Consider the following 18,504-nt stretch of genomic DNA (forward strand, 5'->3'; position numbering starts at 1 on the left):
AAGGGGGAGGGAGAGGGCGGTGCATGCCATGACCGCCGTCACCGCCACTCCAACCTCTTCCCCCGCCATCCTGCCCTCCTCGGGCGGGATGCGCGGCGCGCTGTCGGACCTGTTCTGGCGCCGGCCGCGCTTCCTGCTCATCCTCATGCTCGCCCCGCCGGTGCTGTGGCTCGGCATCGTCTATATCGGCTCGCTGTTCGCGCTGCTGGCGCAGAGTTTCTTCTCGATCGACGAGTTCTCCGGTCTGATCGACCGGCATTTCACCCTCAGGACCTATGGCGACCTGTTCCAGGCGGCGAACCTCGACATCATCATCCGCACCGTCGTCATGGCGGCGCTGGTGACGCTGGCTTCCGCGGTCATCGCCTTTCCGATCGCCTACTATGCGGCGCGCTATGCGCGCGGTCGCTGGAAGGCATTGTTCTATCTCGCCGTCATGCTGCCGCTGTGGTCGAGCTATCTGGTCAAGGTCTATGCCTGGAAGCTGATCCTCGCCAAGGAAGGCATACTGACCTGGCTGCTCGCCAAGCTGCATCTCGGCTGGCTGCTCGACGGCTGGCTTTCGCTGCCCTATGTCGGCGGCAACTCGCTGTCGGTGTCGGCCACCGGCACCTTCATCGCCTTCGTCTATGTCTGGCTGCCCTTCATGATCCTGCCCGTGCAGGCGGCGCTCGAGCGCGTGCCCGGCAACCTTGTCGAAGCCTCGTCCGACCTCGGTGCGTCGCCCGGCCAGACCTTCCGCAACGTGCTCTTCCCGCTGGCGCTGCCCGGCATCGTGGCGGGCTCGATCTTCACCTTCTCGCTGACGCTCGGCGACTACATCATCCCGCAGATCATCGGCACATCGCGCCTGTTCATCGGCATGGCCGTCTACGCGCAGCAGGGCACGGCCGGCAACATCCCGCTGGCGGCGGCTTTCACCGTCGTGCCCATCGTCATCATGGGCTTCTATCTCTGGGGCGCCAAGAAACTGGGAGCCTTCGATGCGCTGTAGTTTTTGGCTATTGACCCCCACCCCTAACCCCTCCCCGCAAGGGGGAGGGGGAGCTGCTGCGCCCGAGTCCCTCTCCCCCTTGCGGGGAGGGGTTAGGGGTGGGGGTACATGGCGCTCGGATTTGTTCAAATCGCATGGAGCCCGCCATGCGCTCTGACCGCAACCAATCCGCACCCCTGCCGCTGAAGATCGCCGCGACCTGCGGGCTGCTGTTCCTGCACCTGCCGATCCTGCTGATCTTCGCCTATGCCTTCACCACGGAGGAAAAGACCTTCCAGTGGCCGCTGCCCGGCCTGACGCTGAAATGGTTCGCGGTGACATGGAACCGGCCGGACGTGTGGTCTGCCCTTTCCCTGTCGGTGCGCGTCGCCGCCGTCTCGACGCTGATCGCGCTGGTCCTCGGCACGCTCTGTTCGGCGGCAGTCTCGCGCTCGAAATTCTTCGGCCGCGAGACGATCTCGCTCTTGGTCATCCTGCCGATCGCGCTGCCTGGCATCATCACCGGCATCGCGCTGCGGTCGGCCTTCTCGCTCGCCGACATTCCCTTCTCGTTCTGGACGATCGTGCTCGGCCACGCCACTTTCTGCGTGGTGGTGGTCTACAACAACGCCGTCGCCCGCTTCCGCCGCACCTCCGGCTCGCTGATCGAGGCGTCCTACGATCTCGGCGCCGACGGTTTCCAGACCTTCCGCTACTGTGTGCTGCCGAACATCGCCACCGCGCTTCTGGCCGGGGGCATGCTCGCCTTCGCGCTGTCGTTCGACGAGGTCATCGTCACGACCTTCACCGCCGGCCAGCAGCAGACCGTGCCGATCTGGATGCTGGAGGAACTGATCCGCCCGCGCCAGCGCCCCGTCACCAATGTCGTGGCGATGGTCGTGGTGCTGGTGACGCTGCTGCCGATCCTGGCGGCCTATTATCTCACTCGCGACGGCGACCAGGTCGCCGGGAGCGGAAAATAATGACGGCAGGTCGGTAATCGGCAATCGGCAGTCGGACTTCTGAAAATTCCGACTGCCGATTGCCGACCTGCCGACTGCCTTTGAAACGACTGAAAGGACGCTTCCATGTTCACCGAAATGCTGATCGGGGCGAAATTCGAGAAGGGCACCGAGGCCGGCGAGCCGGTTCTGAACCCTAGGACCGGAGAGGCGATCCTCGATCTGCCGGAAGCCGGCGAGAGGCAGATCGAGGCGGCCGTCGCCGCAGCCGAAAAGGCGTTCGCCGGCTGGTCGCGGACCACGCCGGCCGAGCGGTCCGCCTGCCTGCTCAAGATCGCCGACCGCATCGAGGCGGATGCAGCCGAATTCGCCCGGCTGGAGGCGCTGAACTGCGGCAAGCCGATCAATGCCGTGCTCAACGACGAGATCCCGGCGATCGTGGACTGCTGGCGCTTCTTCGCCGGTGCGGTGCGCACCATGCCGGGACAGGTGGCGGGAGAATATCTGCCCGGCCACACTTCGATGGTCCGCCGCGACGCGATAGGTGTCGTCGCCTCCATCGCGCCGTGGAATTATCCGCTGATGATGATGGCCTGGAAACTCGCCCCGGCGATCGCCGGCGGCAACACGGTCGTCTTCAAGCCGTCCGAGCAGACGCCGCTCACGGCGCTGAAACTGGCGCGCGTGCTGGCTGACGTATTGCCCGAGGGCGTCGTCAACGTCGTGCTCGGCCGCGGCGACAGCGTCGGCAGCCCGCTGATCAACCACGCAAAAGTCAACATGATCTCGATCACCGGCGACGTCGCCACCGGCAAGAAAGTGCTGCAGGCGGCGGCCAAATCGGTCAAGCGCACGCATCTGGAGCTTGGCGGCAAGGCCCCGGTCGTCGTCTTCGACGACGCCGATCTCGACGCGGTCGTCACAGGCCTGCGCGCCTTCGGCTACTACAATGCCGGGCAGGACTGCACGGCCGCCTGCCGCATCTATGCCGGCCGCAAGATCTACGACAAGCTCGTCGCCGAACTGACCTCGGCGGTCTCGACCATCCGCTACGACCTCCCCGACGATACGCAAAACGAGATCGGACCGCTGATCTCGCGGCGCCAGCGCGACCGCGTCGCTTCCTTCGTCGAGCGCGCCGCCGAGTTGAAGCACATCGAGATCACCACCGGCGGCAAGCCGGGCGAGGGCTCCGGCTTCTTCTACCAGCCGACCGTGGTTGCGGGCGCTTTGCAGGAGGACGAGATCGTACGCCGCGAGGTGTTCGGGCCGGTCGTTTCCGTTACTCGCTTCTCGGATGTCGACGAGGCGGTCGCCTGGGCCAACGACAGCGATTACGGCCTGGCGTCATCGGTGTGGACGAAGGACATCTCCCGCGCCATGGCGACGGCCGCGCGCCTGCAATATGGTTGCACCTGGATCAACACGCACTTCATGCTGTGCAACGAGATGCCGCATGGCGGGCTGAAGCAGTCCGGCTACGGCAAGGACATGTCGCTCTACGCGCTGGAGGATTATACGGCGGTAAGGCACGTGATGATCGCGCATGGGTGAGGAGCGGTTCGCGCAGCGAACGAAAAGCCCCTGAATGGGCTTTTCGAGCAACGAACGCCCGGAGCCGTAGCGGAGGGCAGGGCAACGGTTCGCGCAGCGAACGAAAAGCCCCTGAATGGGCTTTTCGAGCAACGAACGCCCGGAGCCGTAGCGGAGGGCAGGGCAACGGTTCGCGCAGCATAGTCGGTATGCCGACGGTCGCGAATGCCCGAAACCACGCGCCCGGCGAGAACGCTCTACCCAGCCGCCTTGGCCTTAACCGGCAGCGGCGGCGGCCCGTCCTGCGGTGCCGGCGGGCGGCGGATGCTCGGTGCGGCTTTCAGGACGAATTCGTCGAAGCCCGGCTGGCCGCCGTCGATCATCTCGAAGAACATCCGCCGCATGCGCGGTTCCCAGAATTTGTTGATGTGGTCGGCGACGCCGGCGATGCCTTCCTCGCGCGGCTTGGAATGGAAGAAGGTGGCGATCTGGTTCGCCATGACCATCAGCTTTTCCTTGGTGGTCGGTCCGTGCTCGTGATCATGCGACATGCCTGGCTGCTCCCCTGTCCACCCGCCGGGGGTGGGTAAAAACGTCGAAATCGTCGCCGCGCACCAGCGCGACCAGCGTCATGCCGGCCGCGTCGGCGGTGCGGATGGCGAGCGCGGTCGGCGCCGAGACCGCGAGGATCACCGGCGACCCGATCGCCGCCGTCTTCTGCACCATCTCGACCGAGACCCGGCTGGTCACCACCACTGCACCAGAGGCGCCGTCGATGCGGGCCCTGGCAAGCGCGCCCGCCAGCTTGTCCAGCGCATTGTGGCGCCCGACATCCTCCCGCGCCGCCACGATGCCCTTGCCCGGCACGTAGAATCCGGCGGCGTGTACCGCCCCGGTCGCGGCATGCAGCGGTTGCTGCTTTGCCAACAGCCGCACCGCGTCCGCAATCTCCCCGGCCGCGAGTTCGAATTTCGAGCCTCCGACCGGATCGACCGAGCGCATCGCTTCCTCGATGGACTCGATCCCGCACAGCCCGCAGCCCACCGGCCCAGCCAGCCTGCGCCGGCGCGCCTCGAAGCGCGTATTGGCGCTGTCTTTCAGCCGGATCTGGATGTCGATGCCGGCATCGAGGTCCTGCACCTCGATGGACTCGATCTCCTCGGGCACCCCGACGATGCCCTCGGTCAGCGAGAAGCCGAGCGCGAAATCCTCGAAATCGGCGGGCGATGCCATCATCACCGCATGGGTCGTGCCGGCGAAGCTGAACGCCACCGGCGTCTCCTCCGGCACGTTGCGCGGCGCGCTCGCCGTGCCGTCGGCGCGGTGGGCGAGGCGGAACGTGGACGTGATGGCGGGGCGAGGCAAAACCTACTCCGCCGCTTCCATATGCCCTTTGATGTGCCGGGTCTTTTCCGACAGGTCCTCATAGTCGCGCTGCCACTCGCTCGGTCCGTTGGACGGCCCGACCTGCACGGCGGTGACCTTGTATTCGGGGCAGTTGGTGGCCCAGTCGGTCGCCTCGGTGGTGACGACGTTGGCCTGCGTCTCGGGATGGTGGAAGGTGGTGTAGACCACGCCCACCGCCACGCGGTCGGTGATCAGCGCCCTCAGCGTCGTCTCGCCCGAGCGCGAGGCCAGCCGCACCCAGTCGCCGTCGCGGATGCCGCGATCCTCGGCGTCGTGCGGATGGATCTCCAGCCGGTCCTCCGCGTGCCAGGCGGTGTTGCCGGTGCGCCTTGTCTGCGCGCCGACATTGTATTGGCTGAGGATGCGCCCCGTGGTGAGCAGCAACGGGAAGCGCGGCCCGACCTTCTCGTCGGTGGCGACATATTCGGTGCGCACGAAATTGCCCTTGCCGCGCACGATGCCGTTGATGTGCATGATCGGCGTGCCGAGCGGCGCCTTCTCGTTGCAGGGCCACTGGATCGAGCCTTCGCGCTCCAGAAGGTCGAAGGTGACGCCCGAGAAGGTCGGCGTCGTCGCCGCGATCTCGTCCATGATCTCGGACGGATGGGTGTAGTTCCAGTCGAGCCCCAGCGCGCGCGCCAGTTCCTGCGTTGCCTCCCAGTCGGCATAGCGCGCCTTCGGCTCGATCACCTTGCGCACCAGGTTGATGCGGCGCTCGGCGTTGATGAAGGTGCCGTCCTTCTCCAGGAAGGTCGAGCCGGGCAGGAAGACATGCGCGTAGCGCGCCGTCTCGTTGAGGAAGAGATCGTGCACCACCACGCACTCCATCGCGGCGAGGCCGGCGGCGACATGCTTGGAGTCGGGGTCGGACTGCAGGATGTCCTCGCCCTGGATGTAGATGCCCTTGAACGAGCCGTCGGTGGCGGCGTCGAGCATGTTGTTGATGCGCAGGCCCGGTTCCTTGTCGAGCGTCACGCCCCACAGATCCTCGTAGATCTTGCGCACCGAATCGATGGCGATGTGGCGGTAGCCGGGGAATTCGTGCGGGAAGGAACCCATGTCGCACGAGCCCTGCACGTTGTTCTGGCCGCGCAGCGGGTTCACGCCGACGCCGCGGCGGCCGAGATTGCCGGTCGCCATGGCGAGGTTGGCCAGGCCCATCACCGCCGTCGAGCCCTGGCTGTGTTCGGTAACGCCGAGGCCGTAATAGATGGCGCCGTTGCCGCCGGTCGCGTAGAGCCGGGCTGCCTGGCGGATCGTCTCGGCATCGACGCCGCAGACCTTTGCCGTCTCTTCCGGGCTGTAGCGCGGATCAGAGACGAATTCGCACCAGTCGGCGAAGGCGTCCGCGTCGCAGCGCTCGTCGATATAAGCCTGATTGTAGAGCTTTTCGGTGACGACGACATGCGCCAGCCCGGTCAGGATGGCGACGTTGGTGCCCGGCTTGATCGGCAGGTGGTGAACCGCCTTCACATGCGGGCTCTTCACCAGGTCGATGCGGCGCGGGTCGATGACGATGATCCTGGCGCCTTCGCGCAGGCGCTTCTTCATGCGCGAGGCGAAGACAGGATGCGCGTCGGTCGGGTTGGCGCCGATCAGCAGCATGACGTCGGTCTCCTCGACCGAGTCGAAATCCTGCGTGCCGGCGGAGGTGCCGAGCGTCGTGTTCAGGCCGTAGCCGGTCGGCGAATGGCAGACGCGCGCGCAGGTATCGACGTTGTTGTTGCCAAAACCCTGCCGCACCAGCTTCTGCACCAGATAGGTCTCTTCGTCGGTGCAGCGCGATGAGGTGATGCCGCCGATGGAGGCGCGGCCGTACTGGTACTGGATGCGGCGGAATTCCTTGGCCGCATGGGCCAGCGCCTCTTCCCACGTCACCTCGCGCCAGGGATCGGTGATCTTCTCGCGTACCATCGGCGACAGGATGCGATCCTTATGGGTGGCGTAGCCATAGGCGAAGCGGCCCTTGACGCAGCTATGGCCGTGATTGGCCTTGCCGCCCTTGTAGGGCATCATGCGCACGATATCGTCGCCCTTCACCTCCGCCTTGAAATTGCAGCCGACGCCGCAGTAGGCGCAGGTGGTGACGACCGAGCGCTCGGGCATGCCTTTTTCAAGCACTGCCTTCTCGCGCAGCGCGTCGGTCGGGCAGGCCTGCACGCAGGCGCCGCAGGACACGCATTCGGATTCGACGAACGCCTCGTTCATCGAGGCGACCATGCGGCTCTCGAAGCCGCGGCCTTCGATGGTCAGCGCGAAGGTGCCCTGCACTTCTTCGCAGGCGCGCACGCAGCGCGAGCAGACGATGCACTGGGCCGGATCGTAGCTGAAATACGGGTTGGAATCGTCGCGCACCATGTAATCGATGGTCAGCGATCCGTGGCCCGGCGCGACGCCCTCTTCGGCCTTCACATGGTTGCGGCCCTCGACGCCGTAGCGGTTTTCGGTCAGGCCGACCATCTTCGCCACATGGTCGAACTCGCTGGCGCCCGTGCCTGCCGTCTCGCCCCAGCCTGTCGGATGGTCGGAGACGTAGAGTTCCATCACGCCTTTGCGGATGGCGTCGAGCCGGTCGCTGGTGGTGTGCACCACCATGCCTTCGCCGACCGGCGTGGTGCAGGAGGCCGGGGTGCCGTTGCGGCCCTCGATCTCGACAAGGCACACCCGGCAGGAACCGAAGGAATCGATCATGTCGGTGGCGCACAGCTTCGGGATCTCGACGCCGCCTTCCATCGCCGCGCGCATGATCGAGGTGCCCTCGGGCACCGTTACCGAACGGCCGTCGACGGTCAGCGTCACTGTCTTCTCGGCTTTCGATTGCGGCGTGCCGTAGTCGATTTCGGTGATGAGCGAGGAAATGTCGGCCTTGACGTTCATCAGTCCGCTCCTATTCCGCTGCCACGCGCATGGGCGCCGGCTTGAAGTCTTCGGGGAAGTGGGTCAGGGCGCTCATCACCGGATAGGGGGTGAAACCGCCCAATGCGCACAACGACCCGAATTTCATAGTATTGCACAGGTCCGCGACCAGGGCGAGGTTGCTCTCCGGCTCGACGCCGGCGGCCACCCTGTCCAGCACTTCCATGCCGCGCTGCGAGCCGAGGCGGCAGGGCGTGCACTTGCCGCAGCTTTCGACGGCGCAGAATTCCATGGCGAAGCGCGCCTGCTTGAGCATGTCGGCGCTGTCGTCGAAGACGGTGATGCCGGCGTGGCCGATCAGCCCGTCGCGCTTGGCGAATTCCTCGTAGTCGAACGGCGTGTCGAACAGGCCGCGGGGGAAGTAGGCTCCGAGCGGGCCGCCGACCTGGACGGCCTTCACCGGCCGGCCGCTATGCGTGCCGCCGCCGATGTCGTCGACGATCTCGCCCAGCGTCAAGCCGAAGGCGGTCTCGAACAGGCCGCCGTGCTTGACGTTGCCGGCGATCTGGATCGGGATCGTGCCGCGCGAGCGGCCCATGCCGAAGTCGCGGTAATACTCCGCGCCCTTGTCCATGATGATCGGCACGGACGCCAGCGAAATCACGTTGTTGATGACGGTCGGCCGGCCGAGGAACCCCTGGATCGCCGGCAGCGGCGGCTTGGCGCGCACCACGCCGCGCTTGCCTTCCAGCGAGTTGAGCAGCGAGGTTTCCTCGCCGCAGACATAGGCGCCGGCGCCGACGCGCACCTCCATGTCGAAGGCATGTGCCGAGCCCAGCACCTTGGCGCCGAGGACACCGGCCTTGCGGGCGATCCCCACGGCCTTGTTCATCTTGGCGACGGCATGCGGATATTCGGAGCGGATATAGATGTAGCCCTTGGTGGCACCCGTCGCGATGCCTGCGATCGCCATGCCTTCGATCAGCACGAAGGGGTCGCCTTCCATGATCATGCGGTCGGCGAAGGTCGCCGAGTCGCCCTCGTCTGCGTTGCAGACGATGTATTTCTGGTCGGCCGCCGTATCGAGCACGGTCTTCCACTTGATGCCGGTGGGGAAGCCGGCGCCGCCGCGCCCGCGCAGGCCGGATTCGGTCACTTGGCCGACGATGGCGGCGGGGTCCATCGTCACCGCCTTGCGCAGGCCCTTCAGACCGCCGTGCCGCTCATAGGCTTCGAGCGACAGCGGATCGATGATGCCGCAGCGCGCGAAGGTCAGCCGCGTCTGCTTTGCGATGAAGGGAATCTTGGCCGGGTCGCCCAGCCAGCGCTTGTGGTGGCCTCCGGTCAGGAAGCCGCTGTCGAACAGTCCCTTCACGTCGGATGGCTTGACCGGCCCGTAGGCGATGCGCCCCTTGTCGCACGCCACTTCGACCAGGGGTTCGAGGAAATAGGCGCCGCGCGAGCCGTTGCGCACGATCTTGGCTTCGATGCCGCGCGCCTTGAGTTCGGCGGCGATCGCCTTCGCCACCTTGTCCGCGCCGAGCGCGACGGCGCCTGAATCGTCGGGAATGAAGATACGCGGGATCATGCGCGCACCGCCTCGACGATCTCGTCGATTGCCTCGTCGTCCAGCCGTCCGATCACCTCTCCGTCCAGCATCGCCGAGGGCGAACAGGCGCACAGGCCGAGGCAATAGACCGGCTCCAGCGTCACCGAGCCGTCCTTCGTCGTCTGGTGGAAATCGATGCCGAGCAACTGTTTCACCCGCGCCGCGATCGCGTCCGAGCCCATCGACTGGCAGGCTTCCGCCTGGCAAAGCTTCAAGACGTGCCGGCCGGCCGGTTCCTTGCGGTAGTCATGGTAGAAGGTGACGACGCCGTGGACCTCGGCGCGCGAGATGTTGAGCGCGTCGGCGATCACGGGCAGCGCTTCCTGCGGCACATGGCCGAACGCGTGCTGGACGCCGTGCAGGATCGGCAGCAGCGGTCCTTCGAGCGATCTGAATTCCTCGACGATCGAGGCCGTCCTCGTCGCGATCTCGGTACTTGCAGGCTGCATGGCCATGCAGCGCCCTCCCTGTCGTGGCGGTATCTCCGCTAAGTGCCTAGGAAAACAGAGGAAACCGCCGAAATCAATAAAGCCGTTCCGTTGTTTGATAGAAATTTCCTATCAAACAGCCGTTCTTGCCTTTTTAGACCAGCTTGCCGGAGCGGAAATCGCTTGCCAGCGTCATCGCCTCGTCCAGAAGCGCCGAAACCAGCGGCGTGTGCGGCACGCGCGGCGCCGCGACCAGCCCGACGGCGTGGCTGGCGTCGGGCTCGACGATGGGAATGGCGCGGATCGGCTCGGAAAAGCCGAATGTTTCCGTGAGGTTGAGCGGCATGATCGAGGACCATTTTCCGGTCCTGATGTGCGAGAACAGCACGATCATGGAGTTCGATTCTAGCGTCGGCCGCACTTCCACGCCGGCTTCTCCAAGGTGCTGGTCGATGATGCGGCGGTTCTGCATGTCCGGCGTCAGCAGGCACAGCGGCAGCCGGCTGACCTCTGCCCAGGTCACATGGTCGCGGTCGGAATAGGGCGTTCCCAGCGCGGTGATGAGCTGGTAGCGCTCGTCATAGAGCGGCACGCTGGTCACCCGCCCGAGCGGCTCGTTGTCGAGATAGGTGATGCCGGCGTCGATCTCGAAATTGCCGAGCAGCGTGAGCACCTCGATAGAGGTTCTCGATAGTATAGAGAAGGTGACGCCCGGATGCTTCTCGCGGAACGGGGTGGTCAACCGGGCGATCATGGCAAGCGCCGTAGGGATCGCGGCGATGCGGATATGCCCCGACAGGCCGTGGCGGGCGGCCCGCATCTCCTCCTTCATCGTACGCGTGTCGCCGACGATGCGGCGCGCCCATGTCAGCACCTGCACGCCTTCCGGCGTCAGTCCTTGAAAGCGCGAGCCGCGTTTGACCAGCATGACGCCGAGCTGGTCCTCGAGTTGCTTGATGCCGGCCGAAAGCGTCGGCTGGGTGACGCCGCACAGTTCGGCGGCCCGGCCGAAATGCTCTTCCCGGGCGAGCGCTATGAAGAATTCCAGCTTGTCGATCATGCCACCCACTGTAGAGCGCTTCGCACCGCGGCGGAAAGCACCGTCATCATGACTGAGGCCGCCACTCTGCCACCTCCCCGGTGCTCGTCCCCATCTTTCGCGATGGCCAAGGTTTTCGGCAGGTCGCGTCCGCGCTATGGGACATGATCGACAGCAGGGGACGCTGACATGCTGGGATGGTTTCGCAAGCTCTTGCCGCGCGAGGATCGCTTCTTCGATCTCTTCGACCGTCATGTCCGTACGGTCGTCGGCGGGGCCGAGGCGCTGGAGCGGCTGCTGGCCGGCGACGACGTCGAGAACAATTGCCGCCGCATCGTCGAGCTGGAGGACGAGGCGGACGCCATCACAGCCGAAGTGCTGCTGGCTGTACGCCGCTCCTTCATCACGCCCTTCGATCGCGGCGACATCAAGGACCTGATCCAGTCGATGGACGACGCCATCGACATGATGCACAAGACCGTAAAGACGGTCCGGCTGTTCGAGAAGACCGCGTTCGATCCGCTGATGCGCGACATGGGCACGACGATCGTCGAGGCGGCGCATCTCGTCGCCGAGGCGATCCCGCTGCTGTCGAAGGTGAGCGCCAACGCGGCGCAGCTCGCAGCCATCGCGGAGAAGGTCACCGAAGTCGAGGGGCGTTCCGACGATCTGCACGAGCAGGGCCTGAAGGACCTGTTCCGGCGGCACGGCAGCGGCGGCGACGCGATGGCCTACCTGATCGGTTCCGAAATCTACGGCCAGTTGGAGAAGGTGGTCGACCGTTTCGAGGACGTCGCCAACGAGATTTCCGGCATCGTCATCGAGAACGTCTGACGCATGGACGCCGCGCTCGCCTTTCCGCTGCTCGCCGGCCTGATTGCGGTGGCGCTGTTCTTCGATTTCCTGAACGGCCTGCACGACGCCGCAAACTCCATCGCCACCATCGTCTCGACGCGGGTGCTGAGGCCGCACTACGCCGTGTTCTGGGCCGCCTTCTTCAATTTCATCGCCTTCCTGTTCTTCGGCCTGCATGTCGCCAACACGCTGGGCACCGGCATCATCCACGCCGACACGGTGACGCCTGCCGTCGTGTTCTCGGCCCTCGTCGGTGCGATTGTCTGGAACATCGTGACGTGGTGGGCGGGCATTCCCTCCTCGTCTTCGCATGCCCTGATCGGCGGCCTCGTCGGCGCCGGCGTCGCCAAGGCCGGAACCGGCGCGATCGTCTGGGCGGGCCTGTCCAAGACGGTGGCGGCCATCGTGCTCTCGCCTGCCGCCGGCTTCTTTCTGGCGCTTCTGCTGATCCTCGCCGTATCGTGGATGTTCGTGCGGCAGACGCCGTTTGCGGTGGATCGCACCTTCCGGGTGGCGCAATTCTTCTCCGCCTCGCTCTACTCGCTCGGCCACGGCGGCAACGACGCGCAAAAGACCATGGGCATCATCGCGGTGCTGCTCTATTCGCAGGGCATGCTGGGCGACAAATTCTACGTGCCGCTGTGGGTGGTGCTGTCGTGCCAGTCGGCGCTGGCGCTGGGCACGCTGCTCGGCGGCTGGCGCATCGTGCATACGATGGGATCGAAGATCACCCGGCTGAACCCGATGCAGGGTTTTTGCGCCGAGACCGGCGGCGCGCTGACGCTGTTCGGCGCCACCTGGCTCGGCATTCCCGTCTCCACCACCCACACCATCACCGGAGCGATCATCGGCGTCGGCGCGGCGCGCCGCGTTTCCGCCGTGCGCTGGGGTATCGCCGGCAACATCGTCGTCGCCTGGGTCGTCACCCTGCCGGCCACCGCCGCCATCGCTGCGCTGACCTATTGGATGACGCGTCTGGCAGGGTGAATGTCTTTGCTGGCGCTTGCGTCCCGGCCAAAGCGGATTATGTGACTCATCAATTCGAGAACGCCCGCCGGCCAATTGCCGGCCAGCCTGAGGAATGCTCATGCCCGTCACCAAGGAAGCTGTCATCGAGCGTCTGAAGACGGTCAACGGTCCCGATTTCTCCGGCAACATAGTCGATCTCGGCTTGGTGTCGGACATTTTCATCGCCGATAACAAGGTCTTCTTCTCCATCACCGTTCCGGCGGCGCGCGCGCAGGAACTGGAGCCGCTGCGCGCCGCCGCCGAGCGCGCGGTGAAGGCGATGCCGGACGTTGCCGGGGCGATGGTGGCGCTGACCGCCGAGAAGAAGGGCGGCGGCATGGAAGGCGCGCCGCCGCGGCGGCCTGCGGCCGCGCAGCCCTCCCCACCGGCCCGCCCTGCCGCGCAGCAGGCGAGGCCGGCGCCTGCGGCACCGTCGCATTCCACCGCCAAACGCGGCGTGCCGGGCGTCGAGGCCATCATCGCGGTTGCGAGCGGCAAGGGCGGCGTCGGCAAGTCCACCACCGCCATCAATCTTGCTCTCGGACTCGCCGCGCTGGGAAAAAAGGTCGGCGTGCTCGACGCCGACATCTATGGCCCGTCGATGCCCCGGCTTCTCGGCATCCGCGGCCGGCCGGAGACGAAGGACGGCCGGATCCTCCAGCCGATGCAGAACTTCGGCCTCAAGGTCATGTCCATAGGCTTCCTGGTCGAAGAGGAAACGCCGATGATCTGGCGCGGGCCGATGGTCATATCGGCGCTCACCCAGATGCTGCGCGAGGTGGAATGGGGTGAGCTCGACGTGCTTGTCGTCGACATGCCGCCCGGCACCGGCGACGCGCAGCTCACCATGGCCCAGCAGGTGCCGCTGGCCGGCGCCGTCATCGTCTCGACGCCGCAGGACCTGGCCCTGATCGATGCCCGCAAGGGCCTGAACATGTTCAGGAAGGTCGATGTGCCGCTGCTCGGCATCGTCGAGAACATGAGCTATTTCGTCGCCCCCGACACCGGCAAGCGCTACGACATCTTCGGCCACGGCGGCGCGAGGAAGGAAGCCGAACGGCTCGGCGTCGTCTTCCTCGGCGAGGTGCCGCTGGAAATGGGCATCCGCGAAAGCTCGGACGACGGCAGGCCGGTGGTGGCCGCGAAACCGGACGGGCCGGAAGCGAAGATCTATCGCGATATAGCCACGAAGGTCTGGGAACGGCTGGAAGAAGAGAAGGTGGCGGCGGAAGGCGCGGACCCGGCGATCGTGTTCGAGTGAATCAGACAGTCGGTAATGGGCAGGTCGGTAATCGGAGAGGCGATGGCTTGACCATCGCAATCCAATCGGGCGTCGGTTCCGATTGCCGATTGCCGATTGCCGATTGCCGATTGCCGATTGCCGATTGCCGATTGCCGATTGCCGATTGCCGGTCCTACCCTCCCACCTTCTCCCCGAAGGTCGAGAAGAACTGTCCGGCCAGCTTCTTCGAGGTCGAGGTGATCAGCCGGCTGCCGAGCTGGGCGATCTTGCCGCCGACATCGGCCTTGGCCTCGTATTTCAGAATCGTCGCGTCATCGCCGTCCGGCGTCAGCGTGACGTCGGCGCCGCCCTTGGCGAAGCCGGCGATGCCGCCCTTGCCTTCGCCCTGGATGGTGTAGGAATGCGGCGGCTTCAGGTTTTTCAGGGTCACCTCGCCGTTGAAGGTGGCCTTGATCGGTCCGATCTTGAGCACCACGGTCGCGGCCATCTCGGTCGGCGACTTCATGTCAAGGCTCTGGCAGCCGGGAATGGCGTCCTTGAGGATTTCGGGGTCGTTGAGCGCCGCCCAGACCTTTTCGACGGGTGCCGTGATGCGCTCCTCGCCTTCGATCACCAAAGCCATTGATCCCTCCCTGGGAAAGCGTCTATCGCAGATACGGGTAGCTCACGGACCGGTCTACTGTCCATCGCACCAAAGTCCGGGTATGCGACGCCTTGCCTCTTGTCTGGCGAAACACGTTGCCATATTCATTTGTCATACAAATAAGGAATTCCTTCATGGCAGGCGCCCCCACCCCGAAGAAGCTCCGGTCGCAGGAGTGGTTCGACAATCCGGACAATCCGGGCATGACGGCGCTCTATCTGGAGCGCTACCTGAATTTCGGCCTGACGCGCGAGGAACTGCAATCCGGCAAGCCGCTGATCGGCATCGCCCAGACCGGCTCGGACCTGTCGCCCTGCAACCGCCATCATCTGGAACTGGCCAAGCGCATCCGCGCCGGCATCGAGGCGGCCGGCGGCGTGCCTTTCGAGTTCCCCTGCCATCCCATCCAGGAAACCGGCAAGCGCCCCACCGCCTCGCTCGATCGCAATCTCGCCTATCTGTCGCTGGTGGAGGTGCTCTACGGCTATCCGCTCGACGGCGTGGTGCTGACGATCGGCTGCGACAAGACCACGCCGGCCATGCTGATGGCGGCGGCGACGGTCAACATTCCGGCGATCGCGCTGTCGGTCGGCCCGATGCTGAACGGCTGGCACAAGGGCAAGCGCACCGGGTCCGGCACCATCGTGTGGGAATCGCGCCAGCGCCTGTCGGCCGGCGAGATCGACTACGACGAGTTCATGGACATCGTGGCGTCCTCCGCGCCGTCCACCGGCTATTGCAACACGATGGGCACGGCCACCACCATGAATTCGCTGGCCGAAGCGCTCGGCATGCAGCTTCCGGGCTCCGCCGCCATTCCCGCGCCCTACCGCGAGCGCGGCCAGATCGCCTACGACACCGGCAAGCGCATCGTCGACATGGTGCGCGAGGACCTGAAGCCCTCCGACATCATGACGCGCGAAGCCTTCGAGAACGCCATCGTCGTCAACTCGGCCATCGGCGGCTCGACCAACGCGCCGATCCATCTGAACGCCATTGCCCGTCACCTCGGGGTAAAACTCGACAACGACGACTGGCAGGCCGTCGGCCACAGGATCCCGCTGCTGGTCAACCTCCAGCCGGCCGGCGAATATCTCGGCGAGGACTATCATCATGCCGGCGGCGTGCCGGCCGTGGTCGCCGAGCTGATGAAGGCGGGTCTTCTGCCGCACCCGGAGGCGGTGACGGCGAATGGACGCTCCATGGGCGAGAACTGCGCGGCTGCGCAGATCATGGACGAAGACGTCATCCGCACCGTCGCCGACCCGCTCAAGAAGGAGGCCGGCTTCATCAACCTGAAGGGCAATCTGTTCGACAGCGCCATCATGAAGACCAGCGTCATCTCGCCGGAATTCCGTGACCGCTATTTGTCGAACCCCGACGATCCCGACGCCTTCGAAGGCAAGGCCGCCGTGTTCGACGGGCCGGAGGATTATCACGCGCGCATCGACGATCCGGCCGAGGCGATCGACGAACACACGATCCTGTTCATGCGCGGCGCAGGTCCCGTCGGCTATCCGGGCGGCGCGGAGGTGGTCAACATGCAGCCGCCGGCTTATCTCATCAAGAAAGGCATCCACTCGCTGCCCTGCATCGGCGACGGCCGCCAGTCCGGCACGTCCGGCACGCCGTCGATCCTCAACGCCTCGCCGGAAGCCGCGGCCGGTGGCGGGCTCGCGCTGCTCAGGACCGGCGACCGCGTGCGCATCGACCTGCGCAAGGGCACCGCCGACATTCTGATCTCCGAGGACGAACTGACCAGGCGCCGCTCCGAACTGCAAGCCGCCGGCGGCTATCGGTATCCGGAGCACCAGACGCCCTGGCAGGAAATCCAGCGCGCCATCGTCGACCAGTTCGACCAAGGCATGGTGCTGAAGCCAGCCGTGAAATACCAGGACGTGGCTCACACGATGGGTGTTCCGCGCGACAATCACTGAGTATCATCGCTCCCCCTCAAGGGCCGGCAATCGCATAGGGTGCAGCACCCCACCCTAACCCCTCCCCGCAAGGGGGAGGGAACTTTGCGACCGCGCCACGCCGCGCCAACGCTGGCGATCTTGGGCGAAACGGCAAGGTCGGCGTCTCCCTCCCCCTTGAGGGGAGGGGACAGGGTGGGGGTGCCGGTGCAACGCGTCGACTTTTCTTTGCGTTGGAACGGTTGAGGTTACCCCTCCCGGCCCGCTGCGCGGGCCACCCTCTTCTCAAGGAGGGAAAATTACCCGCCCATGCCGCTGCGCGGCAGCTTGATGAGATCGTCAAAGCGGGCGCGCAGCCTGTCGTCCACCGGGCGCGATATGTGGCGGGGAAAGCGCTCGGCAAGCACGCGCTTCTTCTCGGCGATGGCCCGCTGCAATATGTCGGGCTTGCCCTTCTCGTTCCATTCCTTGGGCGAGAAGCGGTCGCCGACGGCGGGATAGAAATACTCCGTCTGCATCAATCTCAGCGTCTGCTCGTGGCCGAGATAGTGGCCCGGCCCGTTGAGGCAGACGTCGGCGATCGTGTCGATCGACAGCGCCGCGTCCGTCACCTCGATGCCGCGCACGCAGCGCTGGCACATGCCCAGCATGTCGTTGTCGATGATCAGGCTCTCCAGGCAGAAGCCGAGCAGCGAGGCGTGCATGCCGGCCGATTCATAGACGAGGTTCAGGCCCGACAGGCCCGCCATCACGTCGGTGATGCCCTTCTCGAAGCCGGACTGGATATCGGGCAGCTTGGAATCGGCCATGCCCGCGGCCGAGCCGCCGGGAAGGTCGTAGAACTGTGCCATCTGCGCGCAAGCCGCCGTGAGCAGCGCCTGCTCGGCCGAGCCGCCCGACATCGCGCCGGTCCTGAGGTCGGAAACGAACGGCCATGTGCCGAAGATCGCCGGATGGCCCGGCTTTATGGCGTTCACGTAAACGAGGCCCGCCAGCACTTCCGCTACCGCCTGTACCACCGCGCCGGCGATCGCCGCAGGTGCGGTCGCGCCGGCCTGGCCGGCCGAGAGCAGCAGGATCGGGATGCCGCCTGCCACGCAGGCCTCCAGCACGCCGCAGGCATCCTCGGCGAACTTCATCGGCGGCACGACGAAGCAGTTGGAGTTGGAAACGAAGGGGCGCGCCCGGAAATTCTCCTCGCCGCCGGCGATGGCGTAGAGCATCTCCAGCGCAGGCGCGACGTTCTCGCGCACGGTGAAGGAGGTGCCGACATGCTTGGAGGTGCCCGACACGCAGGCGTAGAGCGTGTTGAAATCCATCTCCAGCGGGTCGGGAATGTCGCGCGGCACCATCGGCCGCTGGAAGAAATGGATGTTGTCCAGCCCGTCGACGATGCGGGCGGCGTCGTAGATGTCCTGCAACAGGCTCTCTCGGTATTCGCGCTTCTCGACGTCGACCAGATGCACCGCCGCGCCCGCCGTGCCGTAGTGCACGCGCTTGCCCTGGATCACCATGTCGTGCCTGGGGTCCTGGCCGCACAGCGTGAAGTTGCGCGCGGCCCGTTTGATCGTGTCGAGCACGAGGTTGCGTGGAAAACGGATGCGGCCGTCCGGCCCAAGCGTCGCGCCGACCCCTGTCAGCGCCTCGATGCAGGAGGGAATGGCGTTGGCGAAACCGACCGTCTCCAGCAGCGTCAGCACCGCCTCGTGGATGCGTTCGAGGTCGTTCCGGCTCAAAGGAGCGTAGCGCCCGCCTTCGAGCCCGGCGCGCACTGGCCTTATGTCATCGGCCAGAGGCGCAGCCCGCATGGCGCGGCGCGCCTCACGTCCGCCCGAGCGGCGGGAGCGCTGCTCCTCGGCCGCAACGCCTTGCGATTCAACGACAACCGACATGTCAGGCACTCCACCATTGCGGCGAAGCCAGTCACGGGCCGGTTGGTCCAGCGTCGTTCCGCTTCGTTCCCTGACACGTGACTATGACGCTGTCATTGGCACAGACCATGAGCCAGCGAAATCACTGCGGATGGGCCAGA

Annotated in this window: 15 protein-coding genes; 7 read left to right on the top strand and 8 right to left on the bottom strand. The window is 65.7% G+C overall.

The window, feature by feature from the left end:
* Nucleotides 1–28 precede the first annotated feature (28 nt).
* From ABMA46_RS15510 to ABMA46_RS15520, 3 genes are all read left to right on the top strand, one after another.
* On the top strand, nt 29–994 hold the full coding sequence (locus ABMA46_RS15510; protein WP_349000644.1) for an ABC transporter permease: 966 nt from the start codon (nt 29–31) through the stop codon (nt 992–994).
* A 146-nt stretch (nt 995–1,140) separates the two neighbouring features.
* Nucleotides 1,141–1,956: an ABC transporter permease gene (locus tag ABMA46_RS15515; RefSeq protein ID WP_349000645.1), complete on the top strand. Its 816-nt coding sequence runs from the start codon at nt 1,141–1,143 to the stop codon at nt 1,954–1,956.
* A 105-nt stretch (nt 1,957–2,061) separates the two neighbouring features.
* Entirely contained in the window at nt 2,062–3,489 is a 1,428-nt protein-coding gene (locus ABMA46_RS15520; RefSeq protein ID WP_349000647.1) for a gamma-aminobutyraldehyde dehydrogenase, read from the top strand.
* Between the two features lie 236 nt (nt 3,490–3,725).
* Here the strand turns inward: ABMA46_RS15520 and ABMA46_RS15525 are convergent, their stop codons facing one another.
* The 6 genes from ABMA46_RS15525 to ABMA46_RS15550 all read right to left on the bottom strand — a co-directional run bounded on the left by ABMA46_RS15525 (nt 3,726) and on the right by ABMA46_RS15550 (nt 10,828).
* Nucleotides 3,726–4,019, bottom strand: a complete 294-nt coding sequence (locus ABMA46_RS15525) for a formate dehydrogenase subunit delta (protein WP_349000649.1) — start codon at nt 4,017–4,019, stop codon at nt 3,726–3,728.
* Nucleotides 4,009–4,833: a formate dehydrogenase accessory sulfurtransferase FdhD gene (fdhD, locus tag ABMA46_RS15530; RefSeq protein ID WP_349000651.1), complete on the bottom strand. Its 825-nt coding sequence runs from the start codon at nt 4,831–4,833 to the stop codon at nt 4,009–4,011. Before fdhD ends, ABMA46_RS15525 begins: the two co-directional genes overlap by 11 nt.
* A 3-nt stretch (nt 4,834–4,836) precedes the next feature.
* Nucleotides 4,837–7,752 (bottom strand): formate dehydrogenase subunit alpha, encoded by a 2,916-nt coding sequence (fdhF, locus tag ABMA46_RS15535; RefSeq protein ID WP_349000653.1) that lies wholly within the window; start codon nt 7,750–7,752, stop codon nt 4,837–4,839.
* 10 nt (nt 7,753–7,762) lie between these two features.
* Nucleotides 7,763–9,319: a formate dehydrogenase beta subunit gene (locus ABMA46_RS15540; RefSeq protein WP_349000654.1), complete on the bottom strand. Its 1,557-nt coding sequence runs from the start codon at nt 9,317–9,319 to the stop codon at nt 7,763–7,765.
* Nucleotides 9,316–9,795 (bottom strand): formate dehydrogenase subunit gamma, encoded by a 480-nt coding sequence (locus ABMA46_RS15545; RefSeq protein WP_349000656.1) that lies wholly within the window; start codon nt 9,793–9,795, stop codon nt 9,316–9,318. The genes ABMA46_RS15540 and ABMA46_RS15545 overlap by 4 nt, the downstream gene beginning before the upstream one ends.
* Nucleotides 9,796–9,922: 127 nt before the next feature.
* Nucleotides 9,923–10,828, bottom strand: a complete 906-nt coding sequence (locus ABMA46_RS15550) for a LysR family transcriptional regulator (RefSeq protein WP_349000657.1) — start codon at nt 10,826–10,828, stop codon at nt 9,923–9,925.
* Nucleotides 10,829–10,996: 168 nt separating this feature from the next.
* On the opposite strand from ABMA46_RS15550, the gene ABMA46_RS15555 reads away from it, so the two are divergent.
* The 3 genes from ABMA46_RS15555 (at nt 10,997) to ABMA46_RS15565 (ending at nt 13,931) form a co-directional block, all read left to right on the top strand.
* A complete protein-coding gene (locus tag ABMA46_RS15555) occupies nt 10,997–11,641 on the top strand; it encodes a DUF47 domain-containing protein (RefSeq protein ID WP_349000659.1) in 645 nt (214 codons plus the stop codon).
* 3 nt (nt 11,642–11,644) lie between these two features.
* Complete coding sequence (locus ABMA46_RS15560; protein WP_349000661.1) at nt 11,645–12,649, top strand: inorganic phosphate transporter; 1,005 nt, start codon at nt 11,645–11,647, stop codon at nt 12,647–12,649.
* Between the two features lie 100 nt (nt 12,650–12,749).
* Nucleotides 12,750–13,931 carry an Mrp/NBP35 family ATP-binding protein gene (locus tag ABMA46_RS15565; RefSeq protein WP_349000662.1) on the top strand — a complete coding sequence of 394 codons (1,182 nt, stop codon included), beginning with the start codon at nt 12,750–12,752 and terminating at the stop codon, nt 13,929–13,931.
* A gap of 154 nt (nt 13,932–14,085) precedes the next feature.
* Here the strand turns inward: ABMA46_RS15565 and ABMA46_RS15570 are convergent, their stop codons facing one another.
* Nucleotides 14,086–14,535 (bottom strand): SRPBCC family protein, encoded by a 450-nt coding sequence (locus ABMA46_RS15570; protein WP_349000664.1) that lies wholly within the window; start codon nt 14,533–14,535, stop codon nt 14,086–14,088.
* Nucleotides 14,536–14,690: 155 nt separating this feature from the next.
* On the opposite strand from ABMA46_RS15570, the gene ABMA46_RS15575 reads away from it, so the two are divergent.
* Nucleotides 14,691–16,493, top strand: coding sequence for an IlvD/Edd family dehydratase (locus ABMA46_RS15575; protein ID WP_349000666.1), 1,803 nt, complete (start codon nt 14,691–14,693; stop codon nt 16,491–16,493).
* 278 nt (nt 16,494–16,771) lie between these two features.
* Here ABMA46_RS15575 and ABMA46_RS15580 read toward each other — a convergent pair whose 3' ends face one another.
* The gene (locus tag ABMA46_RS15580) at nt 16,772–18,364 is read right to left on the bottom strand and encodes a trimethylamine methyltransferase family protein (RefSeq protein WP_349000668.1); all 1,593 of its coding nucleotides are present in this window, start codon (nt 18,362–18,364) and stop codon (nt 16,772–16,774) included.
* Nucleotides 18,365–18,504 lie beyond the last annotated feature (140 nt).

Origin of the sequence: Mesorhizobium hunchu, from assembly GCF_040081975.1 — a bacterium.
In the GTDB taxonomy this organism is placed as follows: Bacteria; Pseudomonadota; Alphaproteobacteria; order Rhizobiales; family Rhizobiaceae; genus Mesorhizobium; species Mesorhizobium hunchu.